Raw genomic sequence first — 17,295 nt, forward strand, 5'->3', positions numbered from 1 at the left:
TCAGGGCGTTCCCGGTTTGCCGGGGTCAGAGCGTCAGAGCGCCTGACCTTGGAGCATCATTTCGAGCCGTGCGATCGCAGCGGCGGTGTCTTCGTCCGCAGGATAGACCTCTTGCACGGCGAGGAACACCTCCAGCGCGTCTTCCTTGCGGTCCAGCTCCTCAAGCAACACGCCAAACCCCCGTAACGCCACGAAATTATCCGGGTTCAGCGTCAGAGCCTGCCGCAGATCCTCCAGCGCCGGGCCGATCAATCCCGATTGATAATAGGCCGCCGCGCGCCGCGAATAGGCTTCGGCAAAGTCCGGGGCATGGTCGATGGCTGCGGTGAAATGCTCGGCCGCCGTCACAGGCTCCCCCGCTTCCAGCGCGTCCTGGCCCCGCCGTAACAGCAGGTCCATCGCGGCCGAGCCGCTCTTGGACCACTCGTTCTGAAGCTCCGCTACAAGCCGTTCGGCCTGTATCCCTTCGGCCTGAGACAGCTGTGCCAACAGGTCGTCGACCCGCGCCTGATCGGCGGCGGCTGGTATGGAAAACCACACTGACGCCGTCAGTGCCGCCACGATACATTTGATCTGATGTGTGATGAACGCCATATCCCCTAATGTAGCGAGTAGCGCGTCTCTGACCAGAGGGCGATTATCACAACATACGGAGAGGACGACGAATGAGCGATGTAGTGACCGAGGCCGTCGCGGCCCTGAACGCGAAAATGGCTGGCAACGGCTTTGACCGAACCGCCAAGTTCGTGATCGAGGGCGAAGGCGCCATCATGATCGACGAGGCAGGCGCCCGTGCCGCTGACGACCCGGCCGACGTGACACTGACCGCCGATACCGAAACGTTCAAAGCCATTCTGGATGGCGAATTGAACCCCACCTCCGCCTTCATGACCGGCAAGCTGACGGTCGATGGCGATATGGGCGCCGCGATGGCGCTCTCTGGTGTGCTGGCCTGAGGATTGCCCAAATGACCGAATCGGCCCCTTATTTTGCTGACTTGACCGATGCGCCGCAGGACGGCCGAGCCGTCTGGCTGACCGCCGACGACGGTGTCCGGATCAGGGTTGGCCAATGGGGGGCCGATGCCCCGAACGGCACCGTTCTGATGTTTCCGGGCCGCTCGGAATATGTCGAGAAATACGGCCATCTGGCCAAGGCCATGCGCGAGCGCGGCTATGCCACCGTGTCGATCGACTGGCGCGGTCAAGGGCTGGCCGACAGGCTGCAGCCCAACCCGCTCCTTGGCCATGTCGATCACTTTTCCGACTATCAGCGCGATGTCGCCGCCGTGATGGCGCATGTCCGCGCCGCCGGCCTGCCCGAGCCCTATTACCTTCTCGCCCATTCGATGGGAGGCGCCATCGGCCTGCGCGCGATCTACAACGGGCTCCCGGTCGAGGCCTGTGCCTTTACCGCCCCGATGTGGGGCATTCAGATGTCGCCCGCGTTGCGCCCCGTCGCCTGGACCCTGTCTTCGGTGAGCAAACCGCTGCGCTTCAGCCATGTCTTTGCGCCGGGCCGGGTGCCGGAACCCTATGTCCTGCAGTCGGGATTCGAGAACAACACCCTGACCAGCGATCCCGAGATGTTCCGGCAGATGCAGGATCACCTGCATGCGCAACCGGCGCTCGGCCTCGGCGGGCCATCGCTGAACTGGCTGAACGAGGCGCTGATCGAGACCCGCGCCCTCGCGGCCCGCCCATCGCCCGATCTGGCCTGCCTGACGTTCCTCGGCTCCAAGGAGGCCATCGTCGACGTCGCCCGCATTCGCGACCGGATGACTCGCTGGCCGGGCGGGGAGTTGATCATGTTCGAGGGTGCGCAGCACGAAGTGCTGATCGAAACGCCCGAGGTGCGGACGGCGATCTTCGACGCACTCGCCAAGCTGTTCGTCCCCGCCCCCTGCCAGTCGATGGCGGGCTAGGGCGCGATCGACCGGATCCCGCGCGCGACCTCGGCCGCGCCGGACCGGATCCAGCTGTGCTCGGAGGCGACGACGAACATCGTCATCCCGTGCGGCGCCCATTCGGCGGCCGTCGCGGCATCTGAGACCCAGGTCACATAAGTCTTGCCATGTTGCCGCGCGGCGGCGCCGATGGCGGCGAGAGCACGGGTCAGCGCCTCTGATCCGACGACGGTCTCGCCATAGCTCACCGACAAATCCCCCGGCCCCGCAAACAGCGCGTCGATCCCCGGCACTGCGGCGATCTCGGCCACTGCATCCACGCCGGCTGGCTCTTCGATCTGGGCGATCACGATGGTCTGCACATCCTTGGCCAAGACCTCGCCCATCGGCCGGGTGGCATAGCCCGCCCAACGGGTCGATCCGGCAAAGCCGCGCCCGCCGGGGCCGAAACGGGCGGCGCGAGCCACCGCTTCGGCCTTCGCCACGCTGTCGACATGGGGCACCACGACCCCAACCGCGCCGCAATCGAGCGCCGCCAGTATCGCCTCCGGAGCGCCCGACGGCACCCGGATAAACATCGGCATGTCCAAGGCGCATGCCATCGCCAGACAGGCATCCATTTCGTTCCGGCCAAAAGGCGAATGCTCGGCATCCAGACACAGGAAATCGAGGCCCGACTGCGCCAGAACCTCGATCACCCGGATGTCGGGTGTCTTGACAAAGGTGCCAGACAGCATCTCTCCCGCCGTCATCCGGCTCTTGAACCCGGCAATCCGCATTTTCCGTCCTCCGCTTTGCCACAAGCGACCACAGCAGGCCGATTGGCACAAGGCCCCCCTTCATCTTGGCAAGAAAACTCACTGGCACTACCGCGCCGACACGCTACCCTTTGGTCATGAGCGCCGTGCTGACCTTCACGCCCGAGGGCATCTACTGCCCCGCAGGCGATTTCCACATCGATCCGTGGCGACCGGTGCCGCGGGCGTTGATCACCCACGGCCACGCCGACCATGCCCGGTCGGGGATGGGTCATTACCTCAGCACCGACATCGCAGCCCCTGTCCTCCGTCACCGCCTCGGCGATATCCCGATCGACACCATCCGCTACGGCGAGAGCCGCCAGATCGGCGGTGCGCAGGTGTCGTTTCATCCGGCGGGCCATGTTCCGGGCTCTGCCCAGATCCGGGTCGAGGTGGCGGGCGAGGTCTGGGTCGTCTCGGGGGATTACAAGACCGTGGCCGACGGTCTGTCCGACCCGTTCGAGCCGGTCCGCTGTCATGCCTTCATCACCGAATGCACCTTTGGCCTGCCGGTGTTCAACTGGACCGGCCAGCAGGATCTGACCGCCCAGATCAACGGCTGGTGGGCAGACAACGCCGAAGCGGGCCGGGTGTCGATGCTCGGCGCCTACAGCCTGGGCAAGGCGCAGCGCCTGATGCACCTGCTGGATCCCTCCATCGGCCCGATCCTGACCCACGGCGCGGTCGAAGGCACCAATGCGGTGCTCCGCGCCCAAGGCATCGCCCTGCCCGACACCACGCTCGTCACCCCCGATCTGGACAAGGCCGCCAAGGACCGCGCCATCGTCATCGCCCCGCCTTCCGCTTTGTCAGGAACGTGGGCGCAGCGTTTCGGCGCCTCGCGCTCCTCCGCCTTCGCCTCCGGCTGGATGGCCCTGCGCGGGGTGCGCAGGCGGCGGGCGGCGGATCGGGGTTTTGTCGTGTCCGACCATGCCGACTGGGCGGGTCTGAACGAGGCGATAAAGGCCACCGGGGCCGAAAAGATCTTCGTCACTCACGGCTATACCTCGGTTTTCCGGCGCTGGCTGGAGGAGCAGGGCTATGACGCCCACATCGTCTCGACCGAATACGAAGGCGAGGGCCTCGACACGCCGGACACAGAGGCAGAGACCCCATGAAACGCTTTGCCCAGCTTTTCACGGCGGTGGATCAAACCACCTCGACGACCCGGAAGGTCGCCGCCCTGTGCGACTATTTCACCGACTCCCCTCCACAAGACCGGCTCTGGACCATCGCCCTGTTCTCCGGCCGCCGCCCGAAACGGCTGATCACCACCACGACCCTGCGCGAATGGGCGGCCGAACGGGCGGGCATCCCGTTGTGGCTGTTCGAGGAAAGCTATCCCGTGGTCGGCGATCTGGCCGAGACGATCTCGCTCGTCCTGCCCCCGGCACAGAACGAGACCGATCGCAGCCTGAGCGACTGGATCGGCACCCTGAAAACGCTTTCGGCCCAGGATGACGCGGCACGCAAGGCCGGGGTCCTGGCGGCTTGGGACAGCCTGCCCGGCATCGAGCGGTTCCTGTTCATCAAGCTGCTCACCGGCGGGTTCCGCATCGGCGTCAGCCAAAAGCTGATGACCCGCGCCCTGGCCCAATCCACAGGCATCGAAGAGGCGGAGCTGACCCATCGGCTGATGGGAAACTGGACCCCGGATACCGTGAGTTGGGAGAGCCTGATCGAAGCGCCCGATCCCACGGCCGCGCTGTCACGGCCCTATCCGTTCTACCTTGCCTATGCCTTGGAGGACCCTTCGCAGATCACCAGCGAGGACTGGCAGGCCGAGCGCAAATGGGACGGCATCCGGGGGCAGCTGATCTGCCGGGCCGGCGAACATCATCTCTGGAGCCGGGGCGAAGAGTTGATGACCGACCGCTTTCCCGAATTGGCCACGCTCAAGGACTACCTGCCCGACGGCACCGTCATCGACGGTGAGGTGCTGGCGTTTGCAGAAGGCCGGCCCCTGCCTTTTGCCGCGCTGCAAAAGCGGATCGGTCGGAAGACCGTACCGAAAAAGCTGCTGAGCGAGGCGCCGGTCGTGCTGATGGCCTATGATCTTCTTGAACATGGCGGAGAGGACATCCGCGCCCTGCCCCTGCGCGAGCGCCGCGCCGCGCTCGGCGCTCTGATCCGGGACCTGCCCGACGGCCTGCCGCTGCACTTGTCGGAAACCGTCCCGTTCGACGGCCCCGAACACCTCGCCGCGGAACGGCTGGCCAGCCGGGACCTCGGGGCCGAGGGGCTGATGCTCAAGCGGCTGGACAGCCCCTACCTCGCCGGCCGCAAGAAGGGCGACTGGTGGAAATGGAAGGTCGACCCGCTGACCATCGACGCGGTGATGATCTATGCCCAGTCAGGCTCCGGCAGGCGGGCCAACCTGTTCACCGATTTCACCTTCGCGGTCTGGGACGGCCCACACGAAGACCGAACGCTGGTGCCCTTTACCAAGGCCTATTCGGGGCTCACCGACGCCGAGTTCCGCTCGATCACCGCATGGGTGCGCAAGAACACGACCCAGCGCTTTGGCCCGGTGCGTCAGGTCACGCCGCACCACGTCTTCGAGATCGCCTTCGAGGGCATTCAGGCCAGCCCCCGGCACAAATCCGGCGTGGCGCTGCGGTTTCCCCGGATGAGCCGCTGGCGGCAGGACAAGCCGCTGTCAGAGGCCAACACCCTCGACGACCTGAAAGACATGCTCGATCAATTCGGCTGAGCCCGGGTTTCATCTTGGCCCAAAAACTCCCGCCGGAGGCTCCCGCACTTTCCACCGCGCTCGACGCAGCCTATGAAGGGGGAAATCGTTACCAGGAGCCCCGCATGCTGAGCCAGAACCGCACCTTCGATGCCAACACCGCTGGTGGATCGCCGTTTGGCGATTTGCCGGAATGGGACCTCTCTGATCTCTATCCCGGCCAGGACAGCCCCGAGATCAAACGGGACATGGACTGGCTCGAAACCGCCTGCGCCGATTTCGCAGACGCGTTCGAAGGCAAGCTGGCGGATCTGGATGCGGCGGGCCTGCTCGACGCGGTGCTGCGCTATGAAAAGATCGACATCGTCGCCGGGCGCATCATGTCCTATGCGGGCCTGAGCTATTACCAGATGACCACCGATGCCGAACGCGCCAAGTTCATGGCCGATTGTCAGGACCGGATCACCGCCTACACCACGCCGCTGGTGTTCTGGGGTCTGGAGTTCAACCGCCTCGACGAGGAACATCTCGATTGGGTTCTGGCCGAGAGTGCCGATCTGGCCCGCTACAAGCCGGTGTTCGACCGGATGCGCGCGATGAAGCCCTATCAGCTGTCGGACGAGTTGGAGAAATTCCTTCACGATCAATCGACCGTCGGGGCCGCCGCGTGGAATCGCCTGTTCGACGAAACCATCGCGGGCCTCACCTTCACTGTCGACGGTGAAGAGCTGAACATCGAAGGCACTCTCGACCTGCTGACAGATGCCGACCGGTCGCGCCGCGAGGCCGGAGCGAAGGCGCTGGCCGAGGTCTTTGGCCAGCACGTCAAGACCTTCTCGCGTATTCACAACACGCTCGCCAAGGAGAAGGAGATCGAGGACCGCTGGCGCGGCATGCCGACCCCGCAGACCGGGCGCCACCTGTCCAACCACGTCGAACCCGAGGTCGTCGAGGCCCTGCGCAACGCCGTCGTCGAGGCCTATCCTCGCCTGAGTCATCGCTATTACAAGCTCAAGGCCAAGTGGCTCGGCCTCGACCGCATGGAGGTCTGGGATCGCAACGCGCCGCTGCCGATGGAGACGACGCGCGTCGTCGGCTGGGAAGAGGCCGAGCGCACCGTGATGGAGGCCTATGCCGCATTTGATCCGCGCATGGCCGATCTGGCCAAGCCGTTCTTCGACAAGGGCTGGATCGATGCCGGGGTCAAGCCGGGCAAGGCGCCGGGCGCGTTCGCCCATCCGACCGTCACCGAAGTGCACCCCTACGTGATGCTCAACTACCTTGGCAAACCGCGCGACGTGATGACGCTGGCGCACGAGTTGGGCCACGGCGTCCATCAGGTGCTGGCCGCCGGACAGGGCGAATTGCTGTCCTCGACACCGCTGACCCTAGCCGAGACGGCCTCGGTCTTTGGCGAAATGCTGACCTTCAAGAAGCTGCTCGGTGCGGCCAAGACCAAAGAAGAGCGCAAGACCCTTCTGGCCGGCAAGGTCGAGGACATGATCAACACGGTCGTCCGCCAGATCGCCTTCTACGACTTCGAATGCAAGCTGCACGCCGCCCGCAGCCAGGGTGAACTCACCCCCGACGACATCAACGCCCTGTGGATGTCGGTTCAGGCGGAATCACTCGGCGACGTCTTCGACTTCATGCCCAGCTACGAGACCTTCTGGGCCTATATCCCGCACTTCGTCCATTCGCCGTTCTATGTCTATGCCTATGCCTTCGGCGACGGCCTCGTGAACGCGCTTTATGCCGTCTACGAGGAGAGCGGCGAGAGCTTCAAGGACAAGTATTTCGATATGCTCAAGGCCGGCGGGTCCAAGCACCACAAGGAACTGCTGGCCCCCTTCGGGCTGGATGCGTCCGATCCGGATTTCTGGGCCAAGGGATTGGGCATGATCGAGGGGATGATCGACGAGCTGGAGGCGATGGAGGACTAGACCGAGCCGCGCGTCCCCGGTTTCCGCGTTGCAGCTCCCGTCACGACGACCACCCCCTGCCGACAAGAAGGGCCGCGTCTTCCGAGACGCGGCCCTTTGTCATTAACGACCTTGCTGTGGCTCAGTTGCCTTCGACTGCGCCTTCCACAGCGCCTTCCACGGCGGCCGGTGCGTCTTGGACGGCCTCACCGGCGCCCTCGATGGTGACCGTCACGTCGTCGGCGCCGGGTGCGGACCCGCCGGCGAAGACGAAGTAGGCCAACAGAGCGACAACGACGACAAGCGCGCCGACGATGACGCCCATACCAGCGCCGCCGCCCGTTGTGGTGGTTGTGGTGACATGTTCGCTACGATCTGGATTGGTCATGTCTGCGTTCCTTTGCCATGATTCTATATGGAAAGAACACCCAGCCCTGACGTTTGGTTCCCCGGACAGAGCCGCATGACCCGACGACGGACGCCGAAAATCGCCGGTGCAGCCATAGCTGTGAAGACGGTTTCAGACGCGAGACGACGGTCTGCCGCCGATCCAAAATCTCGCTTCTTGCGCGGAACAGCTAGACTTCTGAAAGCGAAACGATCGACGGGAGATAGAGGCCCCAAAGCCCCCGGCAGGAGGATGTGGGCATTGTGATGCCGGTCACGACCGACGCTGCGAACCGCTCAATCCAGCTCTGTCCACGGCCACGGCTTGACCTCGGAGGCGGCTGTCTGAAACCGGGCGGCTTTGGCGATCCAGATGCCGAGGGACGTCCCGAACTCCGCCAGATTCTCGTTGGGCTTGCGATTGTTGATCAGCATGATCACGAACTGGATGATCGTCAGCACTCCGAGCACGGTTTGAGCAAATGAAATCATGATCGCGATCAGGATCATGTGGATCAACCGCATCAGCAGATTCTCGGGCTCGACCTCGGGTTGTTCGCCGGTCATCCGGCCCATGGCTTTGTCGTCGTCCTGCATCAGTCCGCTCCTTCGTAGGCGGCCTTGAGAGCCGCGATGTCGATTTTCGCCATGCCCATCATGGCCTCGGTCGCGCGGCGGGCGCCGTCGGGGTCCGGCCCGCCGATATAGCCCGGCAGGGCCCGCGGCACGACCTGCCACGAGACGCCGAACCGGTCCACGCACCATGCACAGCGGCTCTCCTCTCCGCCGTCGGTCAGCGCCGCCCAGAGCCGGTCCGTCTCCTCCTGATCTTCGGTGAAGACCTGAATCGACGCGGCGGGGCTGAGTTTATAGGTCGGCCCGCCGTTCAGGAATGTGTAGGGCGCGCCGGCCAGAGACAGGTCGACGATCAGCGCTTTGCCGCCGGGGCCGGGCACGATGTTGGTGATCTCGCTGTCGGGGATCAGGCCGACATAGAACGCGGCGGCCTCTTCGCCGTTGCCGTCGAACCAGAGGCAGGTCTGGACCTTAGCCATCGCGGCCACCTGCATCAAAAACCATGTCGATCATCTTCTGCGTGCCTTTGGAGAATTCCAGAGGGCACGGATAGTCGGCGCCCTCGCGCACGGTCCGCCCGAAATTCTCGACCTGAAGCACGTATTGGTTGATGCCGGGGTAGCGCTCGACCGTGACGGTCTTGTCGCCGGTCTCAAGCTCCAGCCGCGGCATGTCGTGGACATTGGCGTTGAACGGGCAGGTCAGACGCAGGATGCCGGTCTGGCCGGTGAAGGTAATCTCCTGGCGCGCAAACATCCGCATCGAGACGAGGCCGGTGTAGTCGAAGCTGGGGAAATCGGCGGCGACCTGAGCCACCACGTCGACGCCGTTCTCGTATTCGATCTTGGCATAGGGAATGGCGGTCGGATCTTCGCCCGTCACGAACCGCGCCGCGCCAAAGGCATAGACCCCGATGTCGGGCAGGCCGCCGCCGCCGGTTTCGGGCCGGTTGCGGATGTTGTCCGTGGCGGTGCGGTTGTCATAGCTGAAGTGGCAATCGACGTGCATCAGTGGCCCGATGGCCCCGCCCTGCACCAATTCGCGGGCCCGCACGAACTGCGGATGATGCACGATCATATAGGCCTCGGCAGCGAGCAGTCCGCTGGCGTCGCGGGCGGCGATCACGTCGTCGAACTCCTGCGCCGTCATCGCAAGGGGCTTTTCGCAGAGCACGTGTTTGCCGGCCTTCAGCGCCTTGAGCGTCCATTCCACGTGCAGGTGGTTGGGCAGCGGCACATAGACCGCGTCGATATCCGGGTCGGCGAGCAGCGCGTCGTAGCTGTCATGCACCTTGAGATTTGGCGCAAAGGACTGGAAGGCAGCGGCCTTGTCGGGTGAGCTGGTCGCCAGAGCGGCGAAATCGGCACCCCGCGCGGCGTGAATTGCCGGGGCCATGTGTTCCAATGCGAAATTAGCTGCGCCCAAGACGCCCCATTTGACGGTCTGTGACATGTCTGCCCCCTGATTTTCTGACTGCCCTCTGTGTAGGCCCGTTCCTGAGCGGCGTCAAAATGTTCCCCGCTGCGGCGGAGATACGCACGAAAAACCCCGCCGGAGGGAGAACCGGCGGGGTGGTAGGAAACATATCCGAGGGGAGGCGGATCAGGCTGTTTCCAACATGCCTTTTTCGCGGGCGAGTTCCTGCATCCGCTTTTGCAGCTTTTCGAAGGCGCGCACCTCGATCTGGCGGATGCGTTCGCGGCTGACGTCGTATTGTGCAGACAGATCTTCGAGCGTGACGACCTGATCTTGCAGGCGGCGCTGCACGAGGATGTCCTTTTCGCGATCGTTGAGCACATCCATGGCAGCGGCCAGCATCTCGCGGCGGGCATCCATTTCGTCGCGCTCTTCGTAATCGGTCGCCTGATCGGCGTCTTCGTCCTCGAGCCAGTCCTGCCACTGGGTCGCGCTTTCACCTTCGGTGCCGACCATGGCGTTGAGCGATGCGTCGCCGCCGGAGAGGCGCCGGTTCATGCTCACCACTTCGGCTTCGGTCACCCCCAGATCATGCGCGATCTGGGCGACGTTGTCGGGGTGCAGGTCGCCCTCTTCGAGCGCGCCGATCCGGGCCTTGGCCTTGCGCAGATTGAAGAAGAGCTTCTTTTGCGCCGACGTCGTGCCGAGCTTTACCAGCGACCACGACCGCAGGATATATTCCTGGATAGAGGCGCGGATCCACCACATCGCGTAGGTCGCCAGACGGAAGCCTTTTTCGGGGTCGAACCGTTTGACCGCCTGCATCAGGCCCACGTTCGCCTCCGAGATCACCTCGGCCTGCGGCAGGCCGTAGCCGCGATAGCCCATGGCGATCTTGGCGGCCAGTCGCAGGTGCGACGTCACCATCCGGTGCGCGGCCTCGGTGTCCTCATGGTCCACCCAGCGCTTGGCCAGCATGTATTCCTCTTCCGGCTCCAGCAGCGGGAATTTCCGGATTTCCTGGAGGTAGCGGTTCATTCCCTGTTCCGGCGACGGGGCCGGGAGGTTAGTATACGTCGTCATGTGTCCCCCTCCTTATATGTTTAAGGGCTTAACATGGATATGTGTATCGGGGTTATCCACGTCAAGAGATGTGCTGTTATTCTCTGAAGACCAAGTTAAACCTCTCCCCCGGAATGAGAAGAGTGGTTTCAGTGCATTCACGCACAATAGACTGGCTGAAACACAACTAATGTCGCAAAATTGTGATCAGGTCTTCCATATCTTGCGGTAGCGGTGCCGCAAACTGCAACATCTCGTTCGACACTGGATGGACGAACCCGAGGGTCGCGGCGTGCAGCGCCTGTCGGGGAAAGGCCGCGGCGGCGGCGGCGCCGTCTTCTCCGACCGCCTTGGGCGACAGTTTGCGCTTGCCGCCGTAGGTCGGATCTCCGATCAGCCCATGCCCGCAATGGGCCATATGCACCCGGATCTGGTGGGTCCGTCCGGTTTCCAGCCAGCATTCGATGAGCGCCGCGACGGCGGGTGTGCCCAGCGGCTCGATGATCCGCGCCCGCGTGACCGCGTGCCGCCCGCCTTCGAACAGAACCGCTTGCCGCTGCCTGTCGGTCTTGTGTCGCGCAAGGTGGGTCTGGATCTTGAGGATGTTGGCCGCCTCGAAGCTCGTGCCCTTGATCCCCCGAAGGCGCGGATCGTTGGCATCGGGCACCCCGTTGCAGACGGCCAGATAGCGACGCTCGACCGTGTGTGCCGCGAATTGATCGGCCAGAGAGTGATGCGCCCGGTCGGTCTTGGCCACGACGAGCAGGCCGGAGGTGTCCTTGTCGATCCGGTGCACGATGCCGGGCCGCTTCTCGCCGCCGACCCCGGACAGCCCCTCGCCGCAGTGATGGATCAGCGCGTTGACCAGCGTGCCGCCCGGCGTTCCCGGAGCGGGGTGAACGACCATCCCTGCCGGTTTGTTGATGACGATCAGGTCGTCGTCTTCGAACACCACGTCGAGCGGAATGTCTTCGGCCCCGATATGGCTTTCGACGGCGTCGAGCACGGTGATCTCGACGGCGGCATCTTCATGGACCTTGGCCTTGCCATCGGTGACGACGACGCCGTCGACCTTGACCGCGCCTTCGGCCAAGAGCCGGGTCAACCGCGACCGGCTGAGCGAGGCGTCCTCGGGCACATCCCGCGCGAGCGCCTTGTCCAGGCGGGCGGGCGGATTGTCTTGGATCACGAACTGGACGACGCGGGTTGGCATGGGGTGGCTCCTTTGGACCGTCCTCTAGCGGGGATCGTCGCCAGCGGCAACGTCAACGCGCTGCGGCCCCGGCCCGGAGGCCTCCGGCCCGCCGGAGCACCGCCATCCTTTGAGCCGTCGTCGCCCCTCGGTCAGCCGCCGTAGCCGAGTTGCCTTGGCAAGAACAACACGATCTCCGGCACGAGGATCAGCAGCAGAAGGGCCGCGATCAGCACCGCCAGAAACGCCCAGATCTCGCCGATGATCTCGCGCAGCGGAATGCCGGTCACGGCGTTGATGACGAACAGCAGGATGCCGTAGGGCGGCGTGATCAGGCCGATCATGCAGTTGATCACGGCCACCACCCCGAAATGGATCAGGTCGATCCCGAGCTCCCGGCAAGTGGGAATGAAAAGCGGCAGGATCACGAGAATGATCGTGGTGGCATCGAGCACGCAGCCAAGGACAAGCAACAGCAGGTTCACGCAGAGCAGGAACACCAGCGGATGCACGTCCAGCCCGACCAGCGATTGCGCGACCATGCCGGGGATGTTCTCGGAGGCCACGATATAGTTGAGGATCAGCGCCCCGCCGATCACGAGGCCCACCGCCGCCGAGGACCGGGCGCTGTCCACTAGGATGCCGTAGAGCGCCTTGAACGACAGCGCCCGATAGAACAAGGCCGCCAGCAGCAGGGCATAGGCCGCGGCGACGGCGGCGGCTTCGGTCGGGGTCGTGACCCCTCCGTAGATGCCATAGAGCAGGATCGCGGGCATCAAGAGTGCCGGAAAGGCATTGGCCGTCTGGCGCGGCAGGTCGCGCAATGGCACCGGCTCTTCGACGGCAAAGCCGCGCTTGGCTGACAAATAGGTGTTCATCGCCATCAACACCGCGCCCATCACCAGCCCCGGCAGGATGCCGCCAAGGAACAGGTAGCCGATCGAGGTGTTCGAGACCAAGGCATAGAGCACCATCGGGATCGACGGCGGGATCACCGGACCGATGGTGGCGCTGGCGGCAGTGATGGCGGCGGCATAGCCTCGGGGGTAGCGGCCCTCCTTGCTCATCATCTCGATGATGATCTTGCCGATGCCTGCCGCGTCGGCCACGGCAGAGCCGGACATGCCCGAAAAGATCAGCGATGCCACCACGTTCACGTGGCCCAGACCGCCCTTGAAGCGGCCGACGGCGGCCACGCAAAACTGCAAAAGCCGCTCGGAAATGGTGCCGGCGTTCATGATATTGGCGGCCACGATGAACAGCGGCACGGCGAGCAGGACGAAACTGTTGAACAAGCCTTGCAGAATCTGCTCGCCGACGAGGGCGATATCCTGACCGGCGGCCTGCAGATAGACCAACGCGCCCAGAATGATCGCGTAGCCGATCGGCATTCCGATCCCGGCCAGCCCGAACAGGGTGATCAGGCAAAGCGCAAGTTCGAGGCTCATGACCCGTCCTCGCCGGGAAGAGTATGGGCGTCATCGGGGGGGCCGTTGCGCAGGATGGCGACGAACAGCCAAGCATAGCGCAGGGCCACGGCGATCAAGAACAGGCCGTAGATCGAAAAGATCGTGCGCATCGGTATCTTGAGCGTGGCGCTTTTCTTGATCCTCAGAAAATCGATGTAGTCCCACGTCGGCCAGAACGAGACCGCCATGCCCACCGCAATCGCCGCGGCGGACACCAGCGCAAGGATTTGACGCGGCCTGCGCGGCATCGCCAGATAGAGGATGTCAAAGCTGACATGATCGCGTTCGCGAACGATGAAGGCATTGCCCCAGAACACGATCCAGACCCAGAGCGTCAGACACAGCTCCAGAGTCCAGCCGAAGGGCTGTTGCAGGACGTAGCGCGAAAAGATTTGCAGAATGAAGGTCAGAAACATCGCCGCCAACAGGGCGGCGGCGACGAATTCCGTCCCGCGAGTGAACCATTTGGTCACAAAGTGCATGGCCTGGCCCCCTCGCGGTCAGTCGTGGTTTGGCCGGGATCAGTTGCCCAGCGCGTTGATCTGGTCGAGCACGCCTTCGGGCCAGGTCTCTGCGAATTCGCTTTCCAGATACATCGACTGCACCTGATTGCGGAACGCCGCCAGATCGGGCTCGTAGACCTCCAGCCCCTGCTCTTGCAGGAAGGACACCAGCTCGGCCTCCTTGGCCAGTTGGTTCTGGCGACCGTATTCCGCAGCCTCGTCGGCGGCGGCCTGAACGGCGGCCTGCTGTTCGGCGGTCATGCTGTCAAAAGCCTCCTTCGAGATCGCCAGATAGTTGAGATCGACCAGATGCGACGTCAGGACGATCTGGTTGGTCACCTCGTAGAACTTGGCATCGACCACGGTGGGAAGCGGGTTGTCCTGCCCATCGACGGCCCCGGTCGACAGGGCGGTGTAGACCTCAGTAAAGGCCATAGGTGTCGGCGATGCGCCCAAAGCGCGGCCGAGGAATTGCCAAGCGTCCGTGCCCGGCATCCGCAGGTTCACCCCATCCAGATCGGCGGGTGTCATCACCGTCAATTCGTCCTTGGTCTGGCGCAGATTCACCTGACGACGGCCCAGATACATGACGGTGAGCAGCTTGACCCCCAACTCATCCTCGACGCGCTGCTTGAACGGGTCCATCAGCGGATCGTTGAACACCGCGACCTGATGCGCGGCGTCCTGATGGACGTAGCCCGCGGTAAAGATCGAGAATTCGGGGAAGAACACGGCGAGTTCCTGCGCCGAGGTGATCGACATCTCGAGGTTGCCGCGTGCGATGGCCTCCAGCTCGGTGCCCTGGGCAAAGAGCGTGGCGTTCCAGCTTGGCTCAAAGCTGGCAAAATCCGCGACCGCGGGGCCGAACTTCTCCAGAAGCGCCACGGCGCGTTGATCGGTTTCGGAACTTGGCGCGGACAGGCGCAGCTGGATCAGGTCCTGAGCCATTGCGGCGGTGCCCATGGCGCCGGCGAATACGGCTGCGGTGCCGGCGGCCAGAACGGCCCGGCGAGCAAGTTTGATTGACATATGGTCTCCTCCCATGTCGTTTTTGAACCCCGTCTCCAGCGGGGCCTTGACGGAATACTGCACTGGAAATGCCAACCGCACAATCGGCCAAGTGGTGGGGTGGCCCGGCGCACAACGGCCTTGCGCCAATGTGGCGGAGTGCTAACGTCGCGGCTGACCCGAGGGTCTGACCGTTTATCAAAGGCCCCTATCGCGTGTCCGATTGCTCCCCATTCCGCTCTCGTCGCCCTTCGGGGGTGAGGATGCGCACAGCGCGTCAAGCTCTGTCATGAGCTACCGTCTGGGCATTGCCGGGGCGGGGCTGATCGGACACCGCCATGCCGAAGCCGTGGCACAGGCCCGTGGCGCGACGCTGGTGGGGATCGCGGACCCGGCCCCCGCAGCAAAGGACGTGGCCGCCGGGCACGATTGCCCGCACTTTGCGACCTTGGGCGACATGATCGCATCGGCCCCCCCCGACGGCATCATTCTGGCCACCCCGAACGACCAGCACCTGCCCGGTGCCATGGCCTGCATCGCCGCCGGCATTCCCGCCCTGATCGAAAAGCCGCTTTCCACCGATCTCGAGAGCGCGCGTGACATCGTCGCCGCCGGGGAATCGGCCGGAGTGCCGCTGATGACGGGCCACCACAGGCGGCATAATCCATTGATCAAAAAGGCCAAGTCGGCGATCGACGCCGGGGCGATCGGCCGGATCACCGCCGTGCAGGGCACCACGTGGCTCCACAAGCCCGACGCGTATTTCGAGGCCGAATGGCGCACCAAGCCCGGCGCCGGTCCGGTCTATCTCAACCTCAGTCACGACATCGACTTGATGCGCCACCTCTGCGGCGAAGTGGTCAGCGTGCATGCGATGGACTCGAACGTCGCCCGCGGTTTCGAGGTCGAGGATACCGCCGTGATCCTGCTGCGGTTTGCCAATGGCGCGCTCGGCACGCTCAGCGTATCCGACACGATCCCGGCGCCATGGAGCTGGGAACTGACCGCCCGCGAGAACCCGGCCTATCCGGCCACGTCGCAGGCCTGCTACCTGATCGGCGGTGACAAGGGGTCCCTGTCCCTGCCCGATCTGACGCTCTGGTCGCATCCCGGAAAGCCCGGCTGGTGGGAACCGATCTCGGCTACGAAACTGATCCATGGCTTTGACGACCCGCTTGTGCAACAGATCGAGCAATTCGTCGCTGTCATCGCGGGCCGGGAAACGCCGCTCGTTTCGGCCCGCGACGGCCTGAACACCCAAGCCGTGATCGAAGCCGTCAAGACGTCGGCCCGAACCGGGCATACTGTCCCATTGTGATGCGCCAGAAGGAGCAAGCCTGTGCGAAACCCCAAGAATGCCTTCAAAGCCGCGTTACAGGCCGGCACCCAGCAGATCGGGATCTGGAACACCATCGACGGCAAGACCGTGGTCGAGCAGCTGGCCAGTTGCGGCTTTGACTGGATGCTGGTGGATACCGAGCATTCTCCGATCTCCGTGACCGACGTGATGTCGGCGTTGCAAGCGATTGCGGCCTACCCCGACACCAGCGCCGTGGTGCGGGCGGCCGGCAACGACACCGTGGAAATCAAGCGGCTGCTGGATATCGGCGTGCAAAGCCTGATGATCCCCTATGTGCAAACCGCCGACGAGGCCCGCGCCGCTGTCAGCGCCATGCGCTATGGCCCGCACGGCGTGCGCGGTTTTGCGGGGATGACCCGGGCGACGCGGTTCGCCAAGGTCGAGAATTACGTGCAGACGGTCGAGGACGAATTGTGTCTGATCGTGCAGGTCGAAACGATCTCGGCCATCGGGCAACTCGAAGAGATCGCCTCGGTCGAGGGGGTCGACGCGGTGTTCATCGGACCGGCCGATCTGGCGGCCAGCATGGGCCATCCGGGCAATACCGGCCACCCCGAGGTCGTCGCGGTGATCAAGGACGCCATCGCGCGCCTCAAGGCAATGGGCAAACCGGCAGGCATTCTGTCGCTCGATACCGCGTTCAACAGGCAGTGCATCGAATGGGGCACGACCTTCACCGCCGTCGGTGTCGACCTGTGCCTGCTCGACGACGCGGTTCGGGCCTTGGCCACGAGCTTCGGCAAGTAGGCTCGCGTGAATGCTCCGATTGCAGGAGATCGGCGCGTCGCGACTGCAGGGAGAGAGTGGTACCACCTCCCCGGCTTGAACGGGGGACCTCCTGATCCACAATCAGGCGCTCTAACCAACTGAGCTAAGGCGGCACTGGGGCGGATTTAGCGCCCGGTTCGCGCGAATGCAAGGGCAGAGAGCACGATCGCGACGCTGTTTTCAGAGCAATCTGCACCGTGGCAGCGGGCAAAGCGGCACCGGGCCCGGTTCGCA

At 64.2% G+C, this 17,295-nt stretch carries 18 protein-coding genes and 1 tRNA gene; 7 read left to right on the forward strand and 12 right to left on the reverse strand.

Features of this window, described 5'->3' with window-relative positions:
- Positions 1–33 precede the first annotated feature (33 nt).
- Complete coding sequence (locus LOM8899_RS14095; protein ID WP_093992862.1) at positions 34–594, reverse strand: tetratricopeptide repeat protein; 561 nt, start codon at positions 592–594, stop codon at positions 34–36.
- 71 nt (positions 595–665) lie between these two features.
- Between LOM8899_RS14095 and LOM8899_RS14100 the strand changes: the two genes are divergently transcribed.
- Positions 666–956 carry an SCP2 sterol-binding domain-containing protein gene (locus LOM8899_RS14100; RefSeq protein WP_093992863.1) on the forward strand — a complete coding sequence of 97 codons (291 nt, stop codon included), beginning with the start codon at positions 666–668 and terminating at the stop codon, positions 954–956.
- A gap of 11 nt (positions 957–967) precedes the next feature.
- Entirely contained in the window at positions 968–1,924 is a 957-nt protein-coding gene (locus LOM8899_RS14105; protein WP_093992864.1) for an alpha/beta hydrolase, read from the forward strand.
- Here LOM8899_RS14105 and LOM8899_RS14110 read toward each other — a convergent pair.
- The gene (locus LOM8899_RS14110; RefSeq protein ID WP_093992865.1) at positions 1,921–2,685 is read right to left on the reverse strand and encodes an HpcH/HpaI aldolase family protein; all 765 of its coding nucleotides are present in this window, start codon (positions 2,683–2,685) and stop codon (positions 1,921–1,923) included. The genes LOM8899_RS14105 and LOM8899_RS14110 overlap by 4 nt on opposite strands.
- A gap of 116 nt (positions 2,686–2,801) precedes the next feature.
- Between LOM8899_RS14110 and LOM8899_RS14115 the strand changes: the two genes are divergently transcribed.
- The 3 genes from LOM8899_RS14115 to LOM8899_RS14125 all read left to right on the forward strand — a co-directional run bounded on the left by LOM8899_RS14115 (position 2,802) and on the right by LOM8899_RS14125 (position 7,341).
- Positions 2,802–3,824, forward strand: coding sequence for a ligase-associated DNA damage response exonuclease (locus tag LOM8899_RS14115; protein WP_093992866.1), 1,023 nt, complete (start codon positions 2,802–2,804; stop codon positions 3,822–3,824).
- Complete coding sequence (locus LOM8899_RS14120; RefSeq protein WP_093992867.1) at positions 3,821–5,419, forward strand: ATP-dependent DNA ligase; 1,599 nt, start codon at positions 3,821–3,823, stop codon at positions 5,417–5,419. The genes LOM8899_RS14115 and LOM8899_RS14120 overlap by 4 nt, the downstream gene beginning before the upstream one ends.
- Before the next feature lie 104 nt (positions 5,420–5,523).
- Entirely contained in the window at positions 5,524–7,341 is a 1,818-nt protein-coding gene (locus tag LOM8899_RS14125; protein WP_093992868.1) for a M3 family oligoendopeptidase, read from the forward strand.
- A 121-nt stretch (positions 7,342–7,462) separates the two neighbouring features.
- Here LOM8899_RS14125 and LOM8899_RS14130 read toward each other — a convergent pair whose 3' ends face one another.
- The 9 genes from LOM8899_RS14130 to dctP form a co-directional block, all read right to left on the reverse strand.
- Complete coding sequence (locus LOM8899_RS14130) at positions 7,463–7,708, reverse strand: hypothetical protein (RefSeq protein ID WP_093992869.1); 246 nt, start codon at positions 7,706–7,708, stop codon at positions 7,463–7,465.
- A 296-nt stretch (positions 7,709–8,004) separates the two neighbouring features.
- Positions 8,005–8,304 carry a DUF4389 domain-containing protein gene (locus LOM8899_RS14135; RefSeq protein WP_093992870.1) on the reverse strand — a complete coding sequence of 100 codons (300 nt, stop codon included), beginning with the start codon at positions 8,302–8,304 and terminating at the stop codon, positions 8,005–8,007.
- Positions 8,304–8,762: a VOC family protein gene (locus tag LOM8899_RS14140; RefSeq protein WP_093993013.1), complete on the reverse strand. Its 459-nt coding sequence runs from the start codon at positions 8,760–8,762 to the stop codon at positions 8,304–8,306. Before LOM8899_RS14140 ends, LOM8899_RS14135 begins: the two co-directional genes overlap by 1 nt.
- Positions 8,755–9,735, reverse strand: coding sequence for a Gfo/Idh/MocA family protein (locus LOM8899_RS14145; RefSeq protein WP_093992871.1), 981 nt, complete (start codon positions 9,733–9,735; stop codon positions 8,755–8,757). The genes LOM8899_RS14140 and LOM8899_RS14145 overlap by 8 nt, the downstream gene beginning before the upstream one ends.
- Before the next feature lie 150 nt (positions 9,736–9,885).
- A complete protein-coding gene (gene rpoH, locus LOM8899_RS14150) occupies positions 9,886–10,782 on the reverse strand; it encodes an RNA polymerase sigma factor RpoH (protein ID WP_093992872.1) in 897 nt (298 codons plus the stop codon).
- Between the two features lie 166 nt (positions 10,783–10,948).
- Positions 10,949–11,974: an RluA family pseudouridine synthase gene (locus LOM8899_RS14155; protein ID WP_093992873.1), complete on the reverse strand. Its 1,026-nt coding sequence runs from the start codon at positions 11,972–11,974 to the stop codon at positions 10,949–10,951.
- 131 nt (positions 11,975–12,105) lie between these two features.
- Positions 12,106–13,401: a TRAP transporter large permease gene (locus LOM8899_RS14160; RefSeq protein ID WP_093992874.1), complete on the reverse strand. Its 1,296-nt coding sequence runs from the start codon at positions 13,399–13,401 to the stop codon at positions 12,106–12,108.
- The gene (locus LOM8899_RS14165) at positions 13,398–13,904 is read right to left on the reverse strand and encodes a TRAP transporter small permease (protein ID WP_093992875.1); all 507 of its coding nucleotides are present in this window, start codon (positions 13,902–13,904) and stop codon (positions 13,398–13,400) included. The genes LOM8899_RS14160 and LOM8899_RS14165 overlap by 4 nt, the downstream gene beginning before the upstream one ends.
- Before the next feature lie 39 nt (positions 13,905–13,943).
- Positions 13,944–14,954: a TRAP transporter substrate-binding protein DctP gene (gene dctP / locus LOM8899_RS14170; protein WP_093993014.1), complete on the reverse strand. Its 1,011-nt coding sequence runs from the start codon at positions 14,952–14,954 to the stop codon at positions 13,944–13,946.
- A 268-nt stretch (positions 14,955–15,222) separates the two neighbouring features.
- Here dctP and LOM8899_RS14175 point away from each other — a divergent pair, with 268 nt between their 5' ends.
- Entirely contained in the window at positions 15,223–16,251 is a 1,029-nt protein-coding gene (locus LOM8899_RS14175; RefSeq protein ID WP_093992876.1) for a Gfo/Idh/MocA family protein, read from the forward strand.
- A 21-nt stretch (positions 16,252–16,272) separates the two neighbouring features.
- Positions 16,273–17,040: an HpcH/HpaI aldolase family protein gene (locus LOM8899_RS14180; RefSeq protein WP_093992877.1), complete on the forward strand. Its 768-nt coding sequence runs from the start codon at positions 16,273–16,275 to the stop codon at positions 17,038–17,040.
- A gap of 57 nt (positions 17,041–17,097) precedes the next feature.
- Here the strand turns inward: LOM8899_RS14180 and LOM8899_RS14185 are convergent.
- A tRNA-His gene (locus tag LOM8899_RS14185) sits at positions 17,098–17,174 on the reverse strand.
- Between the last annotated feature and the right edge of the window lie 121 nt (positions 17,175–17,295).

It is taken from the genome of Flavimaricola marinus, assembly GCF_900184895.1.
GTDB classification, from domain to species: domain Bacteria; phylum Pseudomonadota; class Alphaproteobacteria; order Rhodobacterales; family Rhodobacteraceae; genus Flavimaricola; species Flavimaricola marinus.